This window comes from Bacillus cihuensis, from assembly GCF_000504145.1.
GTDB classification, from domain to species: Bacteria; Bacillota; Bacilli; order Bacillales; family DSM-1321; genus Peribacillus; species Peribacillus huizhouensis.
This window is the reverse complement of the sequence record NZ_AYSD01000010.1, coordinates 377,493-396,066: the sequence shown is the minus strand read 5'-3', so window position 1 is coordinate 396,066 and position 18,574 is coordinate 377,493. Positions and strand designations below refer to the sequence as shown.

General features: G+C 37.4%; 18 protein-coding genes and 2 riboswitches. Of the genes, 1 reads left to right on the top strand and 17 read right to left on the bottom strand.

Going from position 1 to position 18,574, the window contains the following annotated elements; genetic code table 11:
- Positions 1-367: 367 nt before the first annotated feature.
- The 10 genes from V179_RS0101765 to V179_RS0101715 form a co-directional block, all read right to left on the bottom strand.
- The gene (locus V179_RS0101765; RefSeq protein ID WP_028390000.1) at positions 368-877 is read right to left on the bottom strand and encodes a GNAT family N-acetyltransferase; all 510 of its coding nucleotides are present in this window, start codon (positions 875-877) and stop codon (positions 368-370) included.
- 390 nt (positions 878-1,267) lie between these two features.
- On the bottom strand, positions 1,268-1,480 hold the full coding sequence (locus V179_RS0101755; RefSeq protein ID WP_028389999.1) for a Fur-regulated basic protein FbpA: 213 nt from the start codon (positions 1,478-1,480) through the stop codon (positions 1,268-1,270).
- A gap of 135 nt (positions 1,481-1,615) precedes the next feature.
- The gene (locus V179_RS29510; protein WP_182502265.1) at positions 1,616-1,786 is read right to left on the bottom strand and encodes a YezD family protein; all 171 of its coding nucleotides are present in this window, start codon (positions 1,784-1,786) and stop codon (positions 1,616-1,618) included.
- A gap of 47 nt (positions 1,787-1,833) precedes the next feature.
- Positions 1,834-3,174, bottom strand: a complete 1,341-nt coding sequence (locus V179_RS0101745) for an LLM class flavin-dependent oxidoreductase (protein WP_028389998.1) — start codon at positions 3,172-3,174, stop codon at positions 1,834-1,836.
- Positions 3,175-3,185: 11 nt separating this feature from the next.
- Complete coding sequence (locus V179_RS0101740) at positions 3,186-4,043, bottom strand: MetQ/NlpA family ABC transporter substrate-binding protein (RefSeq protein WP_028389997.1); 858 nt, start codon at positions 4,041-4,043, stop codon at positions 3,186-3,188.
- A gap of 37 nt (positions 4,044-4,080) precedes the next feature.
- Positions 4,081-4,731 carry a methionine ABC transporter permease gene (locus V179_RS0101735; protein WP_028389996.1) on the bottom strand — a complete coding sequence of 217 codons (651 nt, stop codon included), beginning with the start codon at positions 4,729-4,731 and terminating at the stop codon, positions 4,081-4,083.
- The gene (locus tag V179_RS0101730; protein ID WP_028389995.1) at positions 4,673-5,752 is read right to left on the bottom strand and encodes a methionine ABC transporter ATP-binding protein; all 1,080 of its coding nucleotides are present in this window, start codon (positions 5,750-5,752) and stop codon (positions 4,673-4,675) included. Before V179_RS0101730 ends, V179_RS0101735 begins: the two co-directional genes overlap by 59 nt.
- 37 nt (positions 5,753-5,789) lie before the next feature.
- Positions 5,790-6,635 (bottom strand): MetQ/NlpA family ABC transporter substrate-binding protein, encoded by an 846-nt coding sequence (locus V179_RS0101725; RefSeq protein WP_028389994.1) that lies wholly within the window; start codon positions 6,633-6,635, stop codon positions 5,790-5,792.
- 79 nt (positions 6,636-6,714) lie between these two features.
- On the bottom strand, positions 6,715-6,978 hold the full coding sequence (locus V179_RS0101720; protein ID WP_028389993.1) for a glutaredoxin family protein: 264 nt from the start codon (positions 6,976-6,978) through the stop codon (positions 6,715-6,717).
- A 20-nt stretch (positions 6,979-6,998) separates the two neighbouring features.
- Positions 6,999-8,012: an MsnO8 family LLM class oxidoreductase gene (locus tag V179_RS0101715; protein ID WP_028389992.1), complete on the bottom strand. Its 1,014-nt coding sequence runs from the start codon at positions 8,010-8,012 to the stop codon at positions 6,999-7,001.
- Between the two features lie 95 nt (positions 8,013-8,107).
- Positions 8,108-8,215, bottom strand: a riboswitch (SAM riboswitch).
- 560 nt (positions 8,216-8,775) lie between these two features.
- Here V179_RS0101715 and V179_RS0101705 point away from each other — a divergent pair.
- Complete coding sequence (locus V179_RS0101705) at positions 8,776-9,783, top strand: Vgb family protein (RefSeq protein ID WP_028389991.1); 1,008 nt, start codon at positions 8,776-8,778, stop codon at positions 9,781-9,783.
- Positions 9,784-9,987: 204 nt separating this feature from the next.
- On the opposite strand, the gene V179_RS0101700 is transcribed toward V179_RS0101705, so the two are convergent.
- The 7 genes from V179_RS0101700 to V179_RS0101670 all read right to left on the bottom strand — a co-directional run bounded on the left by V179_RS0101700 (position 9,988) and on the right by V179_RS0101670 (position 18,468).
- Complete coding sequence (locus tag V179_RS0101700) at positions 9,988-10,224, bottom strand: P-loop NTPase family protein (RefSeq protein WP_028389990.1); 237 nt, start codon at positions 10,222-10,224, stop codon at positions 9,988-9,990.
- A 196-nt stretch (positions 10,225-10,420) separates the two neighbouring features.
- Positions 10,421-11,851 (bottom strand): Na+/H+ antiporter NhaC family protein, encoded by a 1,431-nt coding sequence (locus V179_RS0101695; RefSeq protein WP_028389989.1) that lies wholly within the window; start codon positions 11,849-11,851, stop codon positions 10,421-10,423.
- A gap of 86 nt (positions 11,852-11,937) precedes the next feature.
- Positions 11,938-12,984: an aldo/keto reductase gene (locus tag V179_RS0101690; RefSeq protein ID WP_028389988.1), complete on the bottom strand. Its 1,047-nt coding sequence runs from the start codon at positions 12,982-12,984 to the stop codon at positions 11,938-11,940.
- Positions 12,984-13,328 carry a TIGR04076 family protein gene (locus tag V179_RS0101685; protein ID WP_028389987.1) on the bottom strand — a complete coding sequence of 115 codons (345 nt, stop codon included), beginning with the start codon at positions 13,326-13,328 and terminating at the stop codon, positions 12,984-12,986. Before V179_RS0101685 ends, V179_RS0101690 begins: the two co-directional genes overlap by 1 nt.
- A 777-nt stretch (positions 13,329-14,105) precedes the next feature.
- Positions 14,106-15,095 carry an HD domain-containing phosphohydrolase gene (locus V179_RS0101680; RefSeq protein ID WP_028389986.1) on the bottom strand — a complete coding sequence of 330 codons (990 nt, stop codon included), beginning with the start codon at positions 15,093-15,095 and terminating at the stop codon, positions 14,106-14,108.
- A gap of 198 nt (positions 15,096-15,293) precedes the next feature.
- Positions 15,294-15,379, bottom strand: a riboswitch (cyclic di-GMP riboswitch).
- Positions 15,380-16,471: 1,092 nt separating this feature from the next.
- Entirely contained in the window at positions 16,472-18,199 is a 1,728-nt protein-coding gene (gene ptsP / locus V179_RS0101675) for a phosphoenolpyruvate--protein phosphotransferase (RefSeq protein ID WP_028389985.1), read from the bottom strand.
- Between the two features lie 2 nt (positions 18,200-18,201).
- The gene (locus tag V179_RS0101670) at positions 18,202-18,468 is read right to left on the bottom strand and encodes a phosphocarrier protein HPr (protein ID WP_028389984.1); all 267 of its coding nucleotides are present in this window, start codon (positions 18,466-18,468) and stop codon (positions 18,202-18,204) included.
- Positions 18,469-18,574 lie beyond the last annotated feature (106 nt).

Below are 18,574 nucleotides of genomic sequence, written 5' to 3'. Positions count from 1 at the left end.
AATATTCCAATATATAGATAATGCCTATAACATTATTTTTCCCAAGGAATGATTTTTTCAATTTCTTGATTATTCGAGTATTTATTCGTTTTAACGAGATTACCTACTAATTTTTAGCCATTACTTCCATAGGCTTCCTCAATCTCATTCCATTGGTACTGAGGATTGAAGTTAACGGATGCATTCGTATTCGTTTACTTATAGATGTGCAGAAAATTATAGAGGCTGCCTATCGAATTCATCAATCAGCACTGATACAAGATGAAAAATTTGTTCGCTAAGTATTCCTAATATAATATAGAATGAGCATGACTCTGCTTTTTTCATAGTCATGCTTCTTTTCTTTGATACTACTGTTTTTCTTCTATTATAAGTCCAACCGATAGCATTTCACTTGAATATCATGATTTTGGAATTCCTTCGTATGATCTCGTTTAAAACCAAACCACTCGTATAATCTAATCGCTTTTGGCATTTTGTCACTCGTATGTAAATACAATTGGCTTGCGCCTTTAATCTTTGCATAGCTGACACTGGCTCTAATCAATTCCTGTGCAACACCTCGGCCTCTTGCCTCAGGATGAACACCTAGTAAACGAATAATCGGTGAAAAAATCAGCAGTTCAGGTTTTTGATAAGCATCTTCTGATGACAAAAACAACTGTAATGATCCTAGAACTTCCTGACCACTCTTTGCAACCAATATCTTATCAACATTGGGATTATCTATTGATGCTACAATACTTTCTCGATAATCTTTCCAGACTTGTGGATCTGTATAATCTGGTTCATACTGTTCATAACTCTCTACCAATACACGGCGAACAGTTTCTTTATCTTCCTCTTTTAGCTCCTCTATGACGATTTGTTTTAGCATATAATCCCTCCTTACAACTTACATTCCCTACTTAAGCTAGTACTCAAATATTTGTTTTTTTAATGTTTTCTTCATCAGGGTCATCAATATTCATTAATTCTTTCCCATTCTCATAAACTCCTAAAGTTTCCTTATCACGCATAAATGTGTAATCCTCCTATGAATCCAAAAGTCCGTTTACAACCTGTAAAGATTTTGATGCAATTTGATAACGTTTGGCATAAACTAGGTGCTCTTTAATTGCACTAAGAGTTTGATGAAAAATAAAATCTCCTTTTTGTTTTTTACAAAGAGGAGATTTTGATCCATTAAACATTTAATACTTACACTGAGGAACAGGTCAAAGGAAAATAAGTAAATTCAGAAGTGCCTCCCGCAAGAACTTTAGGGCTAACACTTGGAATTTTTGTGAATCCATTTTATTGAGCTATATTCGCCATGAGGATGGCTATCTAATTGAAATTTCCTAAATTCATTTTCCAGCTCCGTTAATGATAACTCGAAAAGATGTTTATCATCTTCCTTAAAAACCTTAAAAGCAACCAATTGGTCTATTAATCTTTGACGTTTTTCTTCCACAGCCCTTCTAAGTATATCCCCCATTCATATCACTCCTCATATTTTTTAGATTTGATTCTTCCCATAGGAATCCAACAAAAATAACAAATAGAAAATATAGAGAATGATGGTTGAAAAAGCGACGCTCACAATATTGTAGTAATCGCTTTTTACTGACAGCTAGTTACCATTGGGTGCAACCTTTTTTTGAATGGGAAAACGTTTTTTTTGTGTAATATCGACTTGCGTTATGTCTCCATCATGAACCGTTATGTTCACACTGCCATACTCCATTTGATTTAAGGTTGATAAAATATACCGAATTTTCTCTTCATCTATACGTTCCTTCATAATAAATCATCCTCCTTAGAAACTAAATTTCGTTTTACCCTTACTTTCTAAATTGTTTTTTCACGAATAAAACGATTTTCTGGTTTCTTCAAACCTAGGTGATCCCGAAGAGTTTCCCCTTCATATTCAACTCGGAATAAATCTCTCTCTTGCAAAATAGGTACAACATGCTTAGCAAAATCCTCTAAATCCCTAGACAGAAGTGGAAATTGAATCATAAATCCGTCTGCCGCTTTCTCAACAAACCATTTCTCAATCTCATCTGCTACCTGAGTAGGTGTTCCTACAAATCCATCCTTTCTTGCTGCTCCAAAAAACCTTGTATATAAATCTCCTACCTTTAAATCCTCTTTAACAATGATTTCTTTCATTTCATTAAAATTACTTTGGATGCTATTGACTTCTGGAAACACTACTTCTTTAGCAGGTGTATTTAAAGAATACTTTGAGAAATCTACATTCCCCATATAACCAGAAACAAATTTCAATCCTTCATAGGGATCTATCAGACTCAAAAGTTCGTTATATTTTTGTGCTGCAATTTCTTCCGTTTCTCCGATAATGGGAGAAATTCCATGAAGGATCTGAAGCTCATCTTCATTTCTTCCAAAATCTCTTAACTGAGACTTTAACTTTTTGTAGTAGCGTTTCGATTCTTCAATATTATCCCAATGAGTAAATACCACTTCAGCCGTTCGTGCAGCTAATCGTTGTCCTGGAATAGATGCACCGGCTTGAATAATAACTGGCTGGCCCTGTTTTGAGCGAGCTATATTCAATGGACCTTTTACAGAGAAATACTTCCCTTTATAATGTTGCTCATGAACTTTATTAGGATTATAGAATTGTCCTGATTCTTTGTTATAGATAAATGCATCATCTTCCCATGAATCCCATAATCCTTTAACAACATCGATGAATTCTTCTGCTCTTTCATAACGAAGATCATGATCCCAATGCTTCTCTCGACTAAAATTCAAGGCTGTCTCTCCGGTGGCATCAGATGTTGTTACGAGATTCCATCCCACACGTCCTTCGCTAATATGGTCAACAGAAGCAAATTGGCGAGCAAGAACATATGGTTCGCTGTATGTGGTAGAGGAGGTTGCGCCAACGCCAATTTTTTCTGTCACCGAAGCAATCGCAGTAATATATACGATCGGATCAAACCGGTTAAGAATTTGTGGATGTGATTCATGATTAATCGCTAAACTATCAGGCATAAATACCAGATCGAATTTTGCCTTTTCTGCTATTTTGGAAAGTTTTTGCAACTCTTTTATTTCAATACTAGCTTTTGGATTTGCAAGAGGGTGACGCCAGGAGGAGACATGCATCCCAGAACCAATGGTATAAAGTGCTAATTTTATTTGCCTCTTTTGAGTCATAACCATTCTCCTTATTTATTATTAGAATACGTTTCCTTATAAGTAGCTAACTCATCTAAACTTATAAAGGTTGGAATGTAATTTCCTTTATAAGTTTCTTCTATAAATTTAGCTGTTTCATTTGATTGATAAAGTTTAACTATTTGCTTAAATAATTTATTATCCTTATCTTTGCTATTCGTCGCGATTGTATTAATGTAAGGCTTTGCCGTTTTACTTTCATGAATAATAGCATCCTTTAATGTAAGTCCTGCTTCTACTGCCACCCCATTATTGATAACTGCCCCTGCTGTATCTTTCATTACTACTGGAGCATTGAAGCTATCTACAGGGACAATTTCAAGGTTCTTTGGATTGTCTATGATTTTGTCTTCTCCACCATTCCCATCAAAATCATCCACTACTGTTATTAGATCCGCTTCTTGAAGCAATAACAAAGCACGTCCCCAGTTTGAGGCATCATTCGGTACAGCAATTTGCGAACCATCTGGAATGTCCTCAATCGATTCATATTTACTTGAATATAGGCCAATGGGTGCCATGATGGTTGCCGCAATTGGAACAATATTACTTCCATTTTTGGTATTATAATAATCTAAATAGGCTACATGCTGAAATGCATTGATATCAATTTCTCCTTCAATAAGTGCTTGGTTCGGATCATAAGCAGAAGTAAAATTAACAATCTCTAATTCAATTCCTTCTTTTGCAGCCCCTTCCTTTAAGAATTCCCATGTTTTAAGTTCAGAGCTTCTAACTCCCACTTTTACTTTCGTTTTTTTTTCCTCTCCGTTTGTAGAATCACTAGAGCAAGCTGTTAAGAAAAAACATATAACCAAAACTATGAATAAAAACCATTTTTTCTTCATTATATTCCCCCTCCTTTGTTTCATCTTTTTACTTTTATTAAACTCTTCTAATTTTCCGTTCTAGTATATTTCCTAAGCTCTGAACTCCTTGGACAATAATAACTAAGATAATAACTGTTACAAAGATCGTGATCGTACTAAATCGTTGATATCCGTACGTAATAGCTACATCGCCAAGTCCTCCACCACCAACGGCTCCTGCCATCGCTGTTGCACCGATTAATCCAATTGTTGCGGTTGTTATACTCAGAATTAAAGATGGAAATGCTTCTGGGAGCAAGAATCGATAGATAATTTGTAGGGGTGTAGCTCCCATCGCTTTAGCTGCCTCAATAATTCCATCATCAACTTCTAATAGTGAGTTCTCCACAAGTCTTGACATATAGGGACCAATATGAAGGACAAGAGGTACAATTGCTGCTGTCGTCCCAATGGAAGTCCCGACAATTAGCCTTGTAAATGGAATTATGGCTACTAACAAAATAATAAATGGAATTGATCGGAATGTATTGACAATAGGATTTACAATAGAAAATATCAATTTGTTTTCTAAAATATGACCTTTTCTAGTAACAACTAATAACATTCCTAGAATGATCCCTATAATGCTTCCGAAAAGTAGTGAAATACTAACCATGTATAGCGTATCCCACAGCGCTTGCACGATGAGTTCCGTAGTGACTTCCATTTTCTGAAACCTCCTTCACTTCGACATCTTGATTACGGATAAATTGTAATGCCCTTTCTAACTCGACATCATTCCCTATTAATTCAACAATTAAATTTCCAAATGGCATTCCTTGAAGCTCTGTAATATTTCCAAAAAGAACATTAATGTCCACCTGATATTTTTTTGCAGTTCTTGAAATGAGAGGCTGCCCTGAACTTGCACCTAAGAAGTCAATCTTAAAAATTCGGCTAGTATATTTATCTTCTTTTAGCATCTTATAAACGCTTTCTGGCACTTCATCACGAACAACAGAACGAACAAAATTTCTTGTTGTTTCTGTTGTTGGACGAGCAAAAATATCAAATACACTGCCGGATTCAATGACCCGCCCCTCTTCCATGACTGCCACCCGGTTACAAACTTCTTTAATGACTTCCATCTCATGGGTAATGATGAGAATCGTAATTTTATACTCTTCATTAATTTTCTTTAATAAATTTAGAATAGATTTGGTTGTTTGTGGATCTAGAGCCGACGTCGCTTCATCACATAATAATATAGAAGGATTTGTCGCAAGGGCTCGTGCTATACCGACACGTTGCTTTTGTCCACCCGATAGCTGGTTTGGATAATTCTTCGCCTTATCCTCTAACCCGACAAAGCGAAGAATTTCATATACTCTTTCTTCTATTTCTTTTTTCTTTTTCTTACTTAATATTAATGGCATTGCCACATTATCAAATACCGTTTTGGAATTAAGTAAGTTAAAATGCTGAAAGATCATTCCAATGTTTTTCTTTTCTTCTCGCAATTCCTTTTCAGACAGCATTGCTAAATTTTTTCCTTCTATAATCACCTCACCAGATGTAGGATACTCTAATAAATTTACAGTTCGGATGAGCGTGCTTTTTCCCGCACCACTAAAACCGATCACCCCAAAAACATCGCCTTTTTCTACTACTACATTAATGTCATTCAAAGCATGAATTTTCTTATCGTTACTATCAAACACCTTTGATACATTTTTGAATTCAATCAAAATCATACCTCCTCACGCTTAAGCTATTTTTACTATTTTAAAATGCAGGGACAACGGCACCATCATATGTTTCTTCAATGAACTTTTTAACCTTTTCAGATGTTAAAACTTCCGCAAGCTTTTGAATCGGTTCACTATCTTTATTGTCCGGGCGTGAAACTAAAACATTCACATATGGTGAATCTGCATCTTCAATGATTAATGAATCTTCAAGCGGCTTAAAGTTTGCTTCTAACGCATAGTTAGTATTTATGGTTGCTGCCTCTACATCGTCAAGGGCACGAACTAAAAGTGGTGCATCCACCGGAATAAACTCTAAATTTTTCTCATTTTTTGTAATATCCTCTATTGTGTAATCACCGGATTTGCTTCCATCTAATTCAATAATCCCATGCTTCGCTAATAGATGGAGTGCTCTTGAAAAGTTTGCTGGATTATTCGGAATAGCGATTTTTGCACCATCTGATAATTTTCCAATAGAATCAATTTTCTTGGAATAAAGGCCAAATGGCTCAATATGTATCCCTTTTACAACAACTAAGTTTAAACCACTATCTTTATTTATTTGCTCTAAATATGGGACGTGTTGGAAGAAGTTCGCATCCAATTCTCCATCAAAAACTCGTTGGTTTGCCTGTATTCCATCTGTACTATTTGTCACCTCGAGTTTTATCCCTTCTTTTTCAAGATCAGGTGCAATAAATTCTAAAATTTCAGCATGTGGAATTGAAGATGCTTCAATTTTCAGAGTTATTTCTTCCTTTTGTTCTACTTTAGCTTCCTTATTTTTTGTAGAAGCAGCCGTATCCTCTTTCCCGCAGGCTCCTAAAATAAATACTCCCATTGTTAATATAGCTAATAACAACCAATTGATTTTCTTCATTTCTTTTTCTCCCTTACGTTTAATTTATCATTACACATACTTTACACATATAAATAGTCGGAATTAAATGATGACGAATTTATCTTTGTGCCCTATTAAGTACTATTTCAAGATGCTCTAAACCCAACTCTGTCACACCTATATATACTGGTCCATTGCCAACCTCAACAATAGGGACATGACGAACACCATACTTCACTTCCAAAATATCTCTTCTCTCATCATGATTCGTAACATCGACTGTTTGATATTTAATTTCTCTTTTGTTTAAATACTGTTTCACTTCTTCACAATAATGGCAACCTTCCTTTGACCAAACTATAACGGATAAATCTTTTTCCATAAAAACTACCTCCTTATTTTTTATAAAATATATTCTCTATTCCTTTCACTTGAGCGAAGTGGACTTAATAGTTCAAACGAACGTAGTCTCTCTGCTTCTTTTAGTAATGGTGTGTGTAAAATAAATTCATCTACTCTATATGTTTTATGTAGATGATCTAATTCTCCCTTTACAAATTCAGAGGTACCAGCAATGACATGTGCTTGACTTTCTTCAATTTCATAAGGTTCTGTTGCTTGTTCTTCAAAAGCCTCAGCCGCCTTCGCTGAATGTACCGTTAATGTTCGACCGCTCTGGAAATGAACCTTAAATATCCTATGCTCCTTTGCAAGCTCTTCTGCCTCTTCTTTGGAAGGGGCTGCAATTACTGCGGAAGAAACGATGAACTTACCTTCTGGGTATTTCTCTTTATATACATTAACTGCACTTTCCAATTCAGAAGGATCACTATTTATGAATTGGGCAAACACATAACTAATTCTATAATTTGCAGCTAAAGCTGCACTATTTGCACTAGTGCCCAACAGAAAGATTTCAGGCTTTTTTGGTGTTTTTGGCAGAGCTTGAATACCAGCAAGTGGATGATCTGGATCAACCTTATCTTCAATTAATTGTTGTAAAAACGATAGTCGCTCCACAAAGTCCGTTCTATCATTTACAGTTCCAAACTGCAATGCTCTTGTCGAAAGTGGAAACCCTCCAGGTGCTTTCCCTACACCAAGGTCTACTCTCCCGGGTGCAAGGCTTGATAGCACATGAAAATTCTCAACAACCTTATAAGGACTGTAATGTTGAATCATTACTCCCCCTGCACCTATCTGTATGGATTTTGTCTTAGCCAGTAGGTAAGAAATTAGTACTTCTGGTGAGGACCCTGCCACCTGTTCCATATGATGATGTTCCGAAACCCAAAAGCGAGTATATCCCCATTCTTCAGCTTTTTGTGCTAATTGAACAGTGTGTTCAAAGGCTTGCACAGCCGTTGTTCCTGGAAAGATGGGACTTTGATCAAGAATTCCAAGCTTGTAACTCATCTTTAACTCCTCCATTTGTAAGTGATTATTGAAATTATTCCCAGAAAAAAAGACTTCTCCGATTAGAAGAAGACTCAAATATATCTTGAGGTTTCTTCTCATCTTTCAAGTTTTACAACTTGTAGGATTTAGCACCATTCCGTCTAATACGGCGGTTGCTGAGGTGTCAGGGAGCCTTATCTCTCAACCTCTCTCGATAAGAATAATCGCAATATTCAGTTGCTAACTAATAAAAAAAACAACTAGAAATACCTTTCATGCAAAGCAAAGTATTTCCGGTTGTCCGGTCAATAATATTTTGAATGTTTTTTATTAATTTAAAGTTATTATAATCACCTATTTTTACCACGTCAATATATATTTGAAAATTCAATTAATAAAATTTATTATGCTGATGAAAATTAAACATTCGTGGCAAGTGTTGATTGTTGGCTAGGTTTCAGAGCAAAATCTAGATCATCCAAAATACCTTCAATGGCATTTGGTCCAACTGACGGACGAATTAGTTCAGGTGCAACACCCCTGCAGCGTTTGTAAGTCTTCCATACTTCCAATGCTCAAGGGGTGATCGTAAACCCCTTAAAGCTAAGAAATTCTTAGTTGGTATAAGAAAGGATTTTAATCTATTACTCTTAATTTCGGGAATTGTGTTATTTTCTTAGCAAGTTTGTCCCCTACAGATAAGCTCTCTTACGAATAAATTATATTAAGTAAAATTAGTTTTTCACTTAAAAAATTGTTTATAAAAAGGAGGGAGATTTTTATGCATAGATTTGATAAAAGAAAAGACTTTCTATATATTGGTGACGGCAGCGACAACACTGTGAAAACTTTTGACGCAGAAACAGGCAGGTTCCTTGGCAGTTTTGTCGTACCAGACAGCAATATACACGGTCCTCGAGGGCTTATCTTTGATCATGGAGGCAATCTCCTGGTCACCAACCAAAACCTCGACCAATCTCAGAATGGCAACGTGTTGAGGTATAATAGTCAGACAGGAGCATTTCTAGGCGAACTTGTCCAATCCAGCGCACCAGGCGCACCGTTCGCACCGCGCGGCATCGTCCTATCGAAACAAAATATCCTATTTGTAGCGGATATGGGCGACGTAGACCTGCCGGGAGAACTGCGGACGTATAATGGTACCACTGGGATGTTTCTTGGCAACCTCAATCACTCCGGCTTCAGCGGGCAGTTCCATCCCCGGGGGGTGGTCATCGGACCCGACGGCTTTCTGTATGTCTCTGTACGCAACCTTCCACAACCGTTAGGCGGATCGGTACTGCGTTTTAACCCGAAAACAGGGAAATTCCTTGGAGTGTTCATTGAGAGCAACACCGTCAACGACCTCAACCGTCCTGAAGGTTTAGTCTTCGGACCCGATGGCAATCTCTATATCACTAGTTTCAGAAGCGACGAGAGCGACACGGACAAAATTCTGATCTTCGACGGCGATACTGGCAAGTTTCTTGACAAAATTGAACTCGATGTCGTCGGACAGCCGCGCGCCTTTGCGCAGGCACTTCTGTTCGGACCGGATGGAAAACTGTTTGTTCCCATAACAGGAGACGGACCTGACACAGGTACGGTACGGCGCTACAACATCCATCATCATCACAAGTCATTCGATGTGTTCGTGCCTCCTGCTTCAGCTGGAGGACCATTAGGGGAGCCATGGTATCTGACTTTTGGCAATACGAACCCAGCGACACTGGCTTACCGGCGCTACCGGGATGAGGATACTTGCGAATCATCAGACGAAAGCTCTTAAGCTTTGCCGCAACCACCTTCGCAAATTAGTAACTGCGGTATTATATAATAAGTTCCTCTACAATAAGGTCAACCAGGTTAATTGCTTATTTTAAAACGATCTTCGTGACTATTTCTACGTGTCCAGAGTGTATGTGGAAACACATGGGGGGCTGGTGGTTTAGAGGAATCAATTTAAGCATTACTAGAGAACGATTCCTTCGGTTTACACTTTCGGTAATGGATCTCTTCGGATGTGAATCACAAATTCTTCATTAGAAGTGTGATAAACAAGGGTTCCTTCTTTAGCGCGGAGGAACTCTTTGTTTGTATCCTTTTCATAAATGGTTCTTTTTAGGGCTACTTCATCAACTATTTTCTTGTCACCTTCTTCATGATAATCAAGAATTGAATCCAATAGAAACTGATTTGGGGATAGTCTCCTTGCTTCTTGCCATTTCATTTTAGCCAGCCCTCCTATTACTGTCCATTAATTTTAATTGATTCATTAGGAAATATCATACAATGCAGTAAAAACAATTTTCGCAAAATTCACTAGTGCAGGGTGCCTGCCCAGTCACTCTCACTGTGACCATAAACGATTCGATACAAAAAAGGCTCTCACCGTATCATGAGAGCCAAACTTGGTATCTTGTTTGCTAATCTTGAGGATTACTAACCGCTTTCCCTTCAAAACCTTCATATTGGCGGCCCCATCCGGTTATTATAGAGAATAATAGAACCAAGAACAGTACCATACAATAAATCATACCACTGCTAACTTCTGTTAGTAAAAGCGGTGCAACAAAATCATACCCTTTTGTCAGCAAAGCACCGAGGAATACAAAAACACTTAAAAAAGGGATTACCAGAACGATAGAATTAGCAAAACCATCAAGTAGATTGGCACGACGGTATGGATGCAAACCAACACGTTTGCCAATCTCATTTTGTACTTTTCCAAATGTCGTCATCGATGCACTAGTAACACCACCGAAGAGTAAAGTTGTAAACGAAATACCTAACATCATAGCAAATTCAGCGCCGCGAGCCGTCTTGCCCATTTTGCTGTTAAGTATACTATTTGTCACTTTTTCAAGCACTCCAGCACCGTTGAGCACACCCATTATACCGTAGACTGAAATAACGAGTGTAACGATTGCCATCATGCTGTTGATGCCGTCCGTTAGGAATCCTACCGGAGTGCCATCCTCAACTGAGATAATATTGTCGAAAGTTAAGAGATTAAACGCTAGACCTGTTATCATCCCTAATATGATACCTACCGTAATCGCTTTATAAATATTGCGAGTTTTGATTGCTATGATTAACATAACAGCTACCGGAACGAGCATAACTAATGTGATTGGATTCATGTTCTTAGCAAGAATATCTGAAGCGCCCACACCTACCGTGCCACCACCGCCAAGGATCCAGAACAGAAAAAAGGAGATCGTCCCTGCAACCAAGGAATACTTCAGTCGACTGGCAACACAGCCGCTCACTTCTGCGAAACCTTCCTTTTTTGTGTATTCTTGAGTTCCTGCAGAGATAATCGTAGTATCTGATATTGGTGCTAAGTTATCACCAAAAATAGAAGCACTGACGATTGCACCCGCAAGAACAGCAGGATCGCATCCCAACAATACTCCTGCCGGGAAGAAAATAGGGAAGCAGGTAAACATTGTTCCAATCGATGATCCAGTAGCAGTAGAAATGATACAAATTGCTAAGAATGTGAACGCCGTGAATAATCCTCCATCCACGCCTAGCAAGTCGGCTAGCCAGACGAAACCTGCCGAAATGTTAGTAGATTTGATCAGCTCCGAGAACATCCCGATGACGAACAGCAGTATTGCAATCGGTACAGCTTCCTTTACACCATCATAAACTGAATTCCAAAAACGATCGTAGTTCCCCTTTTTCACAAAAATTGCACCTACCATCAGTGCGACGAAAGCACCCATTGCGAGTGCATACATTTCAAACGCTTTAAAAACGATAAAATACAATATACAGAAAAACAGAAAAATAACGACTGGAATAAACGCAACTCCCCAGCCACCTTTAAATTCAAGTTTTTTATCCATATAGAAGCTCCCTTTTATGTATTAAACGTGTACTCTTATCTATTCGTCGCAATACCCAGCAACTGCGTTCAGAGCGTTTGCCATAATTATTCTTCATTCAAATTCATCTTCATAATATTTCGGAATTTTGAACCAGCCGTACGCTCTAACTCAAAAGGTTCACCTTCTAATATTGAATAGTTATGTAAGAAGTGATTTATTTCTTCAATATCAGAACAATCGAGTTCGAAACTAAATATTTGAGCATTTGACTCAACATGGCTGCTATTTCTAACGCCAATAATTGAAGCCCCAACACCTTGTTGACTTAATATATATTTTGTAGCAACATGAGCGATGTTGACAGAATACTTTTTAGCGATTTTATCTAGCAATAACAATAATTCCTGATAGCCATCCCAACCCAAAGTCTCTTCAATCACCTGCAAATATTTAACATGCGAGCGCGTATCGGGTTGAATAGATGTTTTGCCGAGCCATTTTTCCGCTAGCAAACCGCCTGATAATGTGCCGTAGCATAGCAAAGAAATACCTTTTATTTTACAATATTCTAATAATTCTTTTTCTGGTCGTCTATCAAAAACCGAGTATTGATTTTGACAAGACACAATCGGTATACCGGCATCAACGATCTCTTTCAAATGCTTCGTATCAAAGTTTGTAACGGCGATATTACGTATTTTCCCTTTTTCTTTTAGCCTTAACAGATCCCCTGCTGTCTCGATATAGCCAGGCACATCGTAATCCCACCAATGAAACTGCACTAGATCTAATACATCTCGATTTTGCCGTTTAAGGCTTCTATCAATTATTTTTTCTGTGTATGTAAAATCGACATCACTAAGTAAATTGATATCAGGTACATACTTGGTATGAATTTGAATGTCATTTGGTGAAATCGTGCTTCCGTGCTTAAGTTGCTTTAAGAATTCACCTAGAAATTCTTCCGTACCCGTATATATATCAGCACAATCAAATGTCGTAAATCCTTTTTCGACAAGCATATTGAAGGCCTTCATAATATCTTGCTTGTCTAAATTAGTTTGTAAGCTATGACCTTCCGACAGTTGCCAACACCCGTTGATCACTCTACTAATTGTATAATCTTTTGCTAATTCGAATCGTTCTGCCATTAGTTTTTATCTCCTTTATATATAGGCTCTGTTGTGCATTCAGCATGACTAAATTCTTTAGTTCCGATACGAGTTATTTTAAATCTAGCACCACAGTTTGGATCTGGGCAGGCAATTACACTATCAGACAACATCCAGTCATTTGCATGCAATACCCGTTGCTTTGCAGGTAATAATGGCAAAATAGCGCTTAAGGCATACATTGAAAATGAATTATTTTCTGGGAAGATAACGTCTTCTCCTATAACTAAGAAATAGTCACCTTCCTTATGCTTGCAAACCATTGGTTTATCTGTACCTACAACTTCTACTTTTAAGTTATATAGCGTAAATTTATCATCCATGACACTTACTCCTTTCAACACTTGTAATTAATAAAGCTGCTATTTTCATATCTTTTTTCATTCTCCTTTTCTTCTTTTTCATTCTGAGATTTTTTACTTTCATACATAATGAATGGGGTTTCTCTGAAACAACTATAACCTGCTTACTTACAGTTGTTTGAGTCTATAAAATAACAAAAAACACTTATCCTTAAATAATAATTCAAGGACAAGTGTTAACTTGCGGTACCACCTTGTTTGATATGTATCATACATACCCTCTCAGCAGAGTGCTCATACAAACACCCTTAGCCCTATAACGCTGGCTCTACGTCTAAGCTACTAAAAAAATTCTTTCACTTCGCCCTCTGAGGCCCACTTGCTGTTACTGCATCTGTCCGGCTTACACCATCCCGGATTCGCTGAAAGATCGTTTAACAGTTTAACTCCCTCGTCTACGGTTTATAAAAATGTTAGCACCATAATATTCCATTGTCAATAATATTTTTTATATTTAGATAATTCGATTTTACTGTCTATACTTTTATTTGGATATTTTACTAGTAGCCTTCTATGAAGAACATGGGGACGGGGCTGCGCGACTTACTAATATAGCAAAATCGATTAATTAGGTATACTGATTTTAGACAGCATCCAAAATTTCAGCTCCGCACCGCCACCATTGTGATTAGGTGAGTGCAGCGTTGTTACTTAATTGATCCTTCATGTAAATGGTAGCGTTATAACGCCATAATTGGTTTGTATGAAGGAAGGTTTAATACTACTTTTCTGAAAGTTTTAAAACAAATTTATAAAAGTTTCAGCTATTAATGGGTCAAAATGTTTTCCTTTATTTTGGTCAATATAAGACAATGCTTTTTGTTTTGACCACGAATCTTTATAAGGTCTACGGCTGGTTAATGCATCAAATACATCCACTATTGATACGATCCTCGCCTCAAAAGGGATTTTTTCGCCTTCTAAATTAAAAGGGTATCCAGTTCCATCCCATTTTTCATGATGATATAAAATAATATTTTCAGCTACCTCCATACTTTTAATAAAATCATAATTAATCTCCTTAGACATTTTATTTAAAATATCCGCCCCTATTAAGGGGTGCATTTCTATTATTTTTCTTTCAGAAGAAGTCAAAGCCCCAGGTTTATATAGAATACCTTCTGGCATGCCAGCTTTACCTATGTCATGTAATATACTGGAATGAATAATATTATTGATATATCTTGGCTCTAATTGAAGATTATTTTTCTTATTGTGTGATTTGATAAGAATCTCAGTTAATTCCTGTACTCTTATCAAATGCTCTTCAGTTCCAGGGTCTCGAATCTCACACGAAATTGCCAGCACCTTCAATAATTCTCTTTGTACTTCTATTTTTTTGTTTTCAGGTAGGTATAACCCTTCTTTTAATTGTTCTAATGCACGAAAAATTCCTATATAAAATAATTCCTTTTCAATCTTGAAAGGAGTTATCGTAATAGATGAATGCCAAAGCTCCCCAGATTTCTTCCGATTAATTAAAATTCCCGACCAGGGGATAAGTTCTTTTAACGAGTTTTTCATTGAAATATAGGTTGATTTACTTGTAAGGTTAGATTTAATAAATCCTGCCTTCAAACCGATTATTTTAGCTCTTTCAAATCCTGTTATTGATTGATATGAGTCATTTACTTCTAAAATAATATGATTACTGTCAGTAATAATTACAGCATCTCCCAATTCCAAAAAGCCTTGTAACTGGTATGGTAATTGCAAAGTTTTTTTCATTATTAAAATCTCCAATGTTAATCTATTTCTTATGTATTCAAAGTAAGACTGTCCGCAGAGCGAGTTACCTCTTCATTCATATACATTTATCGAGGAATAAATAGCGAAATTTCCCAGCCACTCATAAAATCCCTACTCTAATACTGCATTTAACCCTACAAAAAAAGACCAATCACCCGATTCGCCTTTTTAAAAGAAATCGGTAACTGGCTGACATTATCTCTCCGATTTTAGTCCCTATCGTTTTGCGTTTTCATCTTTCAATGAATTTGCCTTTATCATTCCCCTATTCAATTTTATATAAAAATTTTGAACTACTAATCTATAAATTTATAAAGTGTTTCTCCTATATTGTGAATATTACAACAGAATAATAGGGAATACAAGGAAGAAATAGAACTTTATTACTACACATCCCTAAGCCTATTATCCTAATTTTCCTTTCTAAGTAACAAAAGACAAAAGAGACAAAACAATAAATATTAAATTCAATTTATCTTTTTAGACATTTAATTATTTTTCCCTAATGATATCAAAATAATTAGCTACCCATTCTGGGACTTGCTAATTATTTTGATAAAGGATTAATAATCCTTGGTACGATACTCTTCCCAATAGTTTTCTTCATCTCTCCATTTACACCATAGGGGCTGCCCCCAATTTTTTTCTTGAGTTCTGGAAATTCATCTTGTAACAATATTGTTGATTGTCCTTTTAAGTACTGAGATTTTTCTTGGCGCTAGACTTGGTGAACAAGAAAGGAGTAAATGAATGTGATCTTTTCCAACTGCCTTGCAGGATGGTGATTCCCCTTGCTTCACACCCCTGCCTGATCAATTCTATAGCCCTATAAACTCAATAGAACCGTAACACCTTATACCTATGTTTTGTCACCCATATAACATGGTACTTGATGTCATATATTGCATAACTATTTTTCTTATAGCGTCCATACTTTCACTTCACACTTCAAGTATGGACACAGAAGTTCAAGGTCAAAAGCGTATACCGTCTAAAGACGGTGGAATTAGACCAGCATTTGTAAATTAAAAAATTAACTTTTTTGTTTCCAAAAATTTGACGTAGATCCAGAGCACTGAAAAACTTATGCTTCTAAAATTTGTGAGTATGATCAAATTTTAAAAGGCGACATTTCGTTCGATTTTGAACGAAATGTCGCCTTTTTCTTTCATATTATATGCTCTGATTCCTTCATTAAGGTCATAATTCGTTTGAGGTTTACTGGAGATATGGCTATGGATCCTTGTATTTGCATGCCAAATAGACCCGCAGATAATGCTACATCATACCCGTCCGCTGTGTTCCTATGAACATGATTAATAACTCTCATCCCTTATAGGGTGAGAGTATGTTATTTACACAAGTACTTCTTTCACTTCTATTTCCTTTATAAATCTCTCTACTTCCTCAGCCGTTGACATGTTTAAAACTTGTTCGATGATCGAACTCATTTCTGCTTTTGAAAGATTAAGAAGTTGGCTTCGAGCCTTTAAAATAGAAGAGGCACTCATGCTGAATTCATCTAAACCAAGACCAAGTAAAATCGGGATCGCAATTTCATCTCCTGCCATCTCACCACACATGCCTGCCCATTTGCCTTCTTTGTGCGCGGCATCGATAACCATTTTCACTAGACGAAGAATAGCCGGATTGTATGGCTGATACAAGTAAGAAACTCGCTCATTCATACGGTCTGCCGCCATTGTGTATTGAATCAGATCGTTTGTACCGATGGAGAAGAAATCTACTTCTTTCGCAAATACATCTGCCATGACCGCAGTAGATGGAATTTCCACCATGATTCCAATTTCAATTGCTTCAGAAACAGCGATACCTTCAACCTGTAACTTTGCCTTTTCTTCTAGTAAAATTGCTTTCGCTTGGCGGAATTCACCGAGAGTTGCAATCATCGGAAACATAATTTTCAAGTTGCCATATGTACTCGCCCGAAGCAAGGCACGAAGCTGTGTCCGGAACATATCTTGCATTTCTAAGCATAAACGAATCGCACGGAAGCCTAAGAATGGATTCATTTCTTTCGGTAAATCTAAGTATGGGAGCTCTTTATCGCCACCGATATCAAGTGTACGAACAACAACCGGCTTTCCTTCCATACGCTCTAACACTGTTTTATAGGCATCAAATTGCTCTTCCTCAGTCGGAAGCTGAGTACGTCCCATGTATAAAAATTCGGTGCGATATAAACCAACACCCTCGCCGCCGTTTTCAACCACACCTTTTATATCCTCAGGTGTCCCAATATTGGCAACCAGTTCAACATGTTGTCCATCTTTTGTCACCGTGCGCTCATCTACAAGCTTTGCCCACTCTGCCTTTTGCGCTTCATACTCTGCTTTTTTCACTTCATATTCCTTCACCATATCAGCTGATGGATCGACAATCACCGTTCCAGCCAGGCCGTCTAGGATGACCAATACACCATTTTCGATCTTAGCTGTCACTGTTTTCGTCCCAACAACTGCGGGAATTTCCAATGAACGAGCCATAATCGCTGAATGGGATGTGCGGCCACCGATATCTGTCGTAAATCCTTTAACATATTGTCGATTTAATTGAGCTGTATCAGATGGTGTTAAGTCCTCAGCAATAATGATTACTTCCTCAGAGATCATGCTCGGATTCGGAATGGTGACACCTAAAAGATGGGCCATCACACGTTTTGTTACATCGCGGATATCTGAGGCACGCTCTTTCATATACTCGTTGTCCATCGATTCAAACATGCCGATAAACATGTTTGCCACTTCTTGTAAAGCAAATTCAGCATTCACTTTTTCGGTTGTGATTTTGTCTTTGATTGGGTTAATCAGCTCTGGATCACTTAAGACAAGAAGATGAGCAGCGAAAATTGCAGCTTTATCTTCTCCTAGCTCTTTGAAGGCATGTGCTTTGATTTGTTCAAGCTCAGATGTTGACTGCTTAAGGGCAGCATCAAAACGTTGAACTTCTGCTTCAATGCTATCAATTACACATTTTTCTACGACTAATTCAGGCTCTTCTAAACGATATGCCTTTGCAATGGCAATTCCTGCTGATGCTCCGATTCCTTTTAGACTTTGCACCATCATTCTGCTAAGCCAGCTCCCTTCACAACCTCTTCAATCGCTGCCAATGCTTCCCCTTCATCTGCACCTTCAGCAGTAATTTTGATTATCGCATCTTTCGGAATCCCTAAAGACATGACACCCATAATGGATTTTAAATTTACGGATTTGCCATTGTATTCTAAGTTAACAGCAGCGGCGAACGGACTTGCCGCTTGTACGATTGTTGATGCTGGGCGTGCGTGAATTCCTGATTCGTCAATAATTGTAAATGTTTTTTCTACCATAATAATGTTAGCCTCCTTTGTCTTTTTATCCCGCAATAACAGGCAGTAATATCCCCATCTCTAAGCTTGAGTAATCAAAGAAGCAAAGGTAGGGGATAACTGCTCG

Excerpts from the sequence above, each read along its gene's own strand:
- V179_RS0101700 (WP_028389990.1), bottom strand. The coding sequence starts at position 10,224 with ATGAAATGGCAAGAAGCAAGGAGACTATCCCCAAATCAGTTTCTATTG.
- V179_RS0101695 (WP_028389989.1), bottom strand. The coding sequence starts at position 11,851 with ATGGATAAAAAACTTGAATTTAAAGGTGGCTGGGGAGTTGCGTTTATT.
- V179_RS0101690 (WP_028389988.1), bottom strand. The coding sequence starts at position 12,984 with ATGGCAGAACGATTCGAATTAGCAAAAGATTATACAATTAGTAGAGTG.
- V179_RS0101740 (WP_028389997.1), bottom strand. The coding sequence starts at position 4,043 with ATGAAGAAAAAATGGTTTTTATTCATAGTTTTGGTTATATGTTTTTTC.
- V179_RS0101670 (WP_028389984.1), bottom strand. The coding sequence starts at position 18,468 with ATGGTAGAAAAAACATTTACAATTATTGACGAATCAGGAATTCACGCA.
- V179_RS0101735 (WP_028389996.1), bottom strand. The coding sequence starts at position 4,731 with ATGGAAGTCACTACGGAACTCATCGTGCAAGCGCTGTGGGATACGCTA.
- V179_RS0101705 (WP_028389991.1), top strand. The coding sequence starts at position 8,776 with ATGCATAGATTTGATAAAAGAAAAGACTTTCTATATATTGGTGACGGC.
- V179_RS0101725 (WP_028389994.1), bottom strand. The coding sequence starts at position 6,635 with ATGAAGAAAATCAATTGGTTGTTATTAGCTATATTAACAATGGGAGTA.
- V179_RS0101715 (WP_028389992.1), bottom strand. The coding sequence starts at position 8,012 with ATGAGTTACAAGCTTGGAATTCTTGATCAAAGTCCCATCTTTCCAGGA.
- V179_RS0101745 (WP_028389998.1), bottom strand. The coding sequence starts at position 3,174 with ATGACTCAAAAGAGGCAAATAAAATTAGCACTTTATACCATTGGTTCT.
- V179_RS0101685 (WP_028389987.1), bottom strand. The coding sequence starts at position 13,328 with ATGGATGATAAATTTACGCTATATAACTTAAAAGTAGAAGTTGTAGGT.
- V179_RS0101765 (WP_028390000.1), bottom strand. The coding sequence starts at position 877 with ATGCTAAAACAAATCGTCATAGAGGAGCTAAAAGAGGAAGATAAAGAA.
- V179_RS0101680 (WP_028389986.1), bottom strand. The coding sequence starts at position 15,095 with ATGAAAAAAACTTTGCAATTACCATACCAGTTACAAGGCTTTTTGGAA.
- V179_RS0101755 (WP_028389999.1), bottom strand. The coding sequence starts at position 1,480 with ATGGGGGATATACTTAGAAGGGCTGTGGAAGAAAAACGTCAAAGATTA.
- V179_RS0101720 (WP_028389993.1), bottom strand. The coding sequence starts at position 6,978 with ATGGAAAAAGATTTATCCGTTATAGTTTGGTCAAAGGAAGGTTGCCAT.
- V179_RS29510 (WP_182502265.1), bottom strand. The coding sequence starts at position 1,786 with ATGAAGGAACGTATAGATGAAGAGAAAATTCGGTATATTTTATCAACC.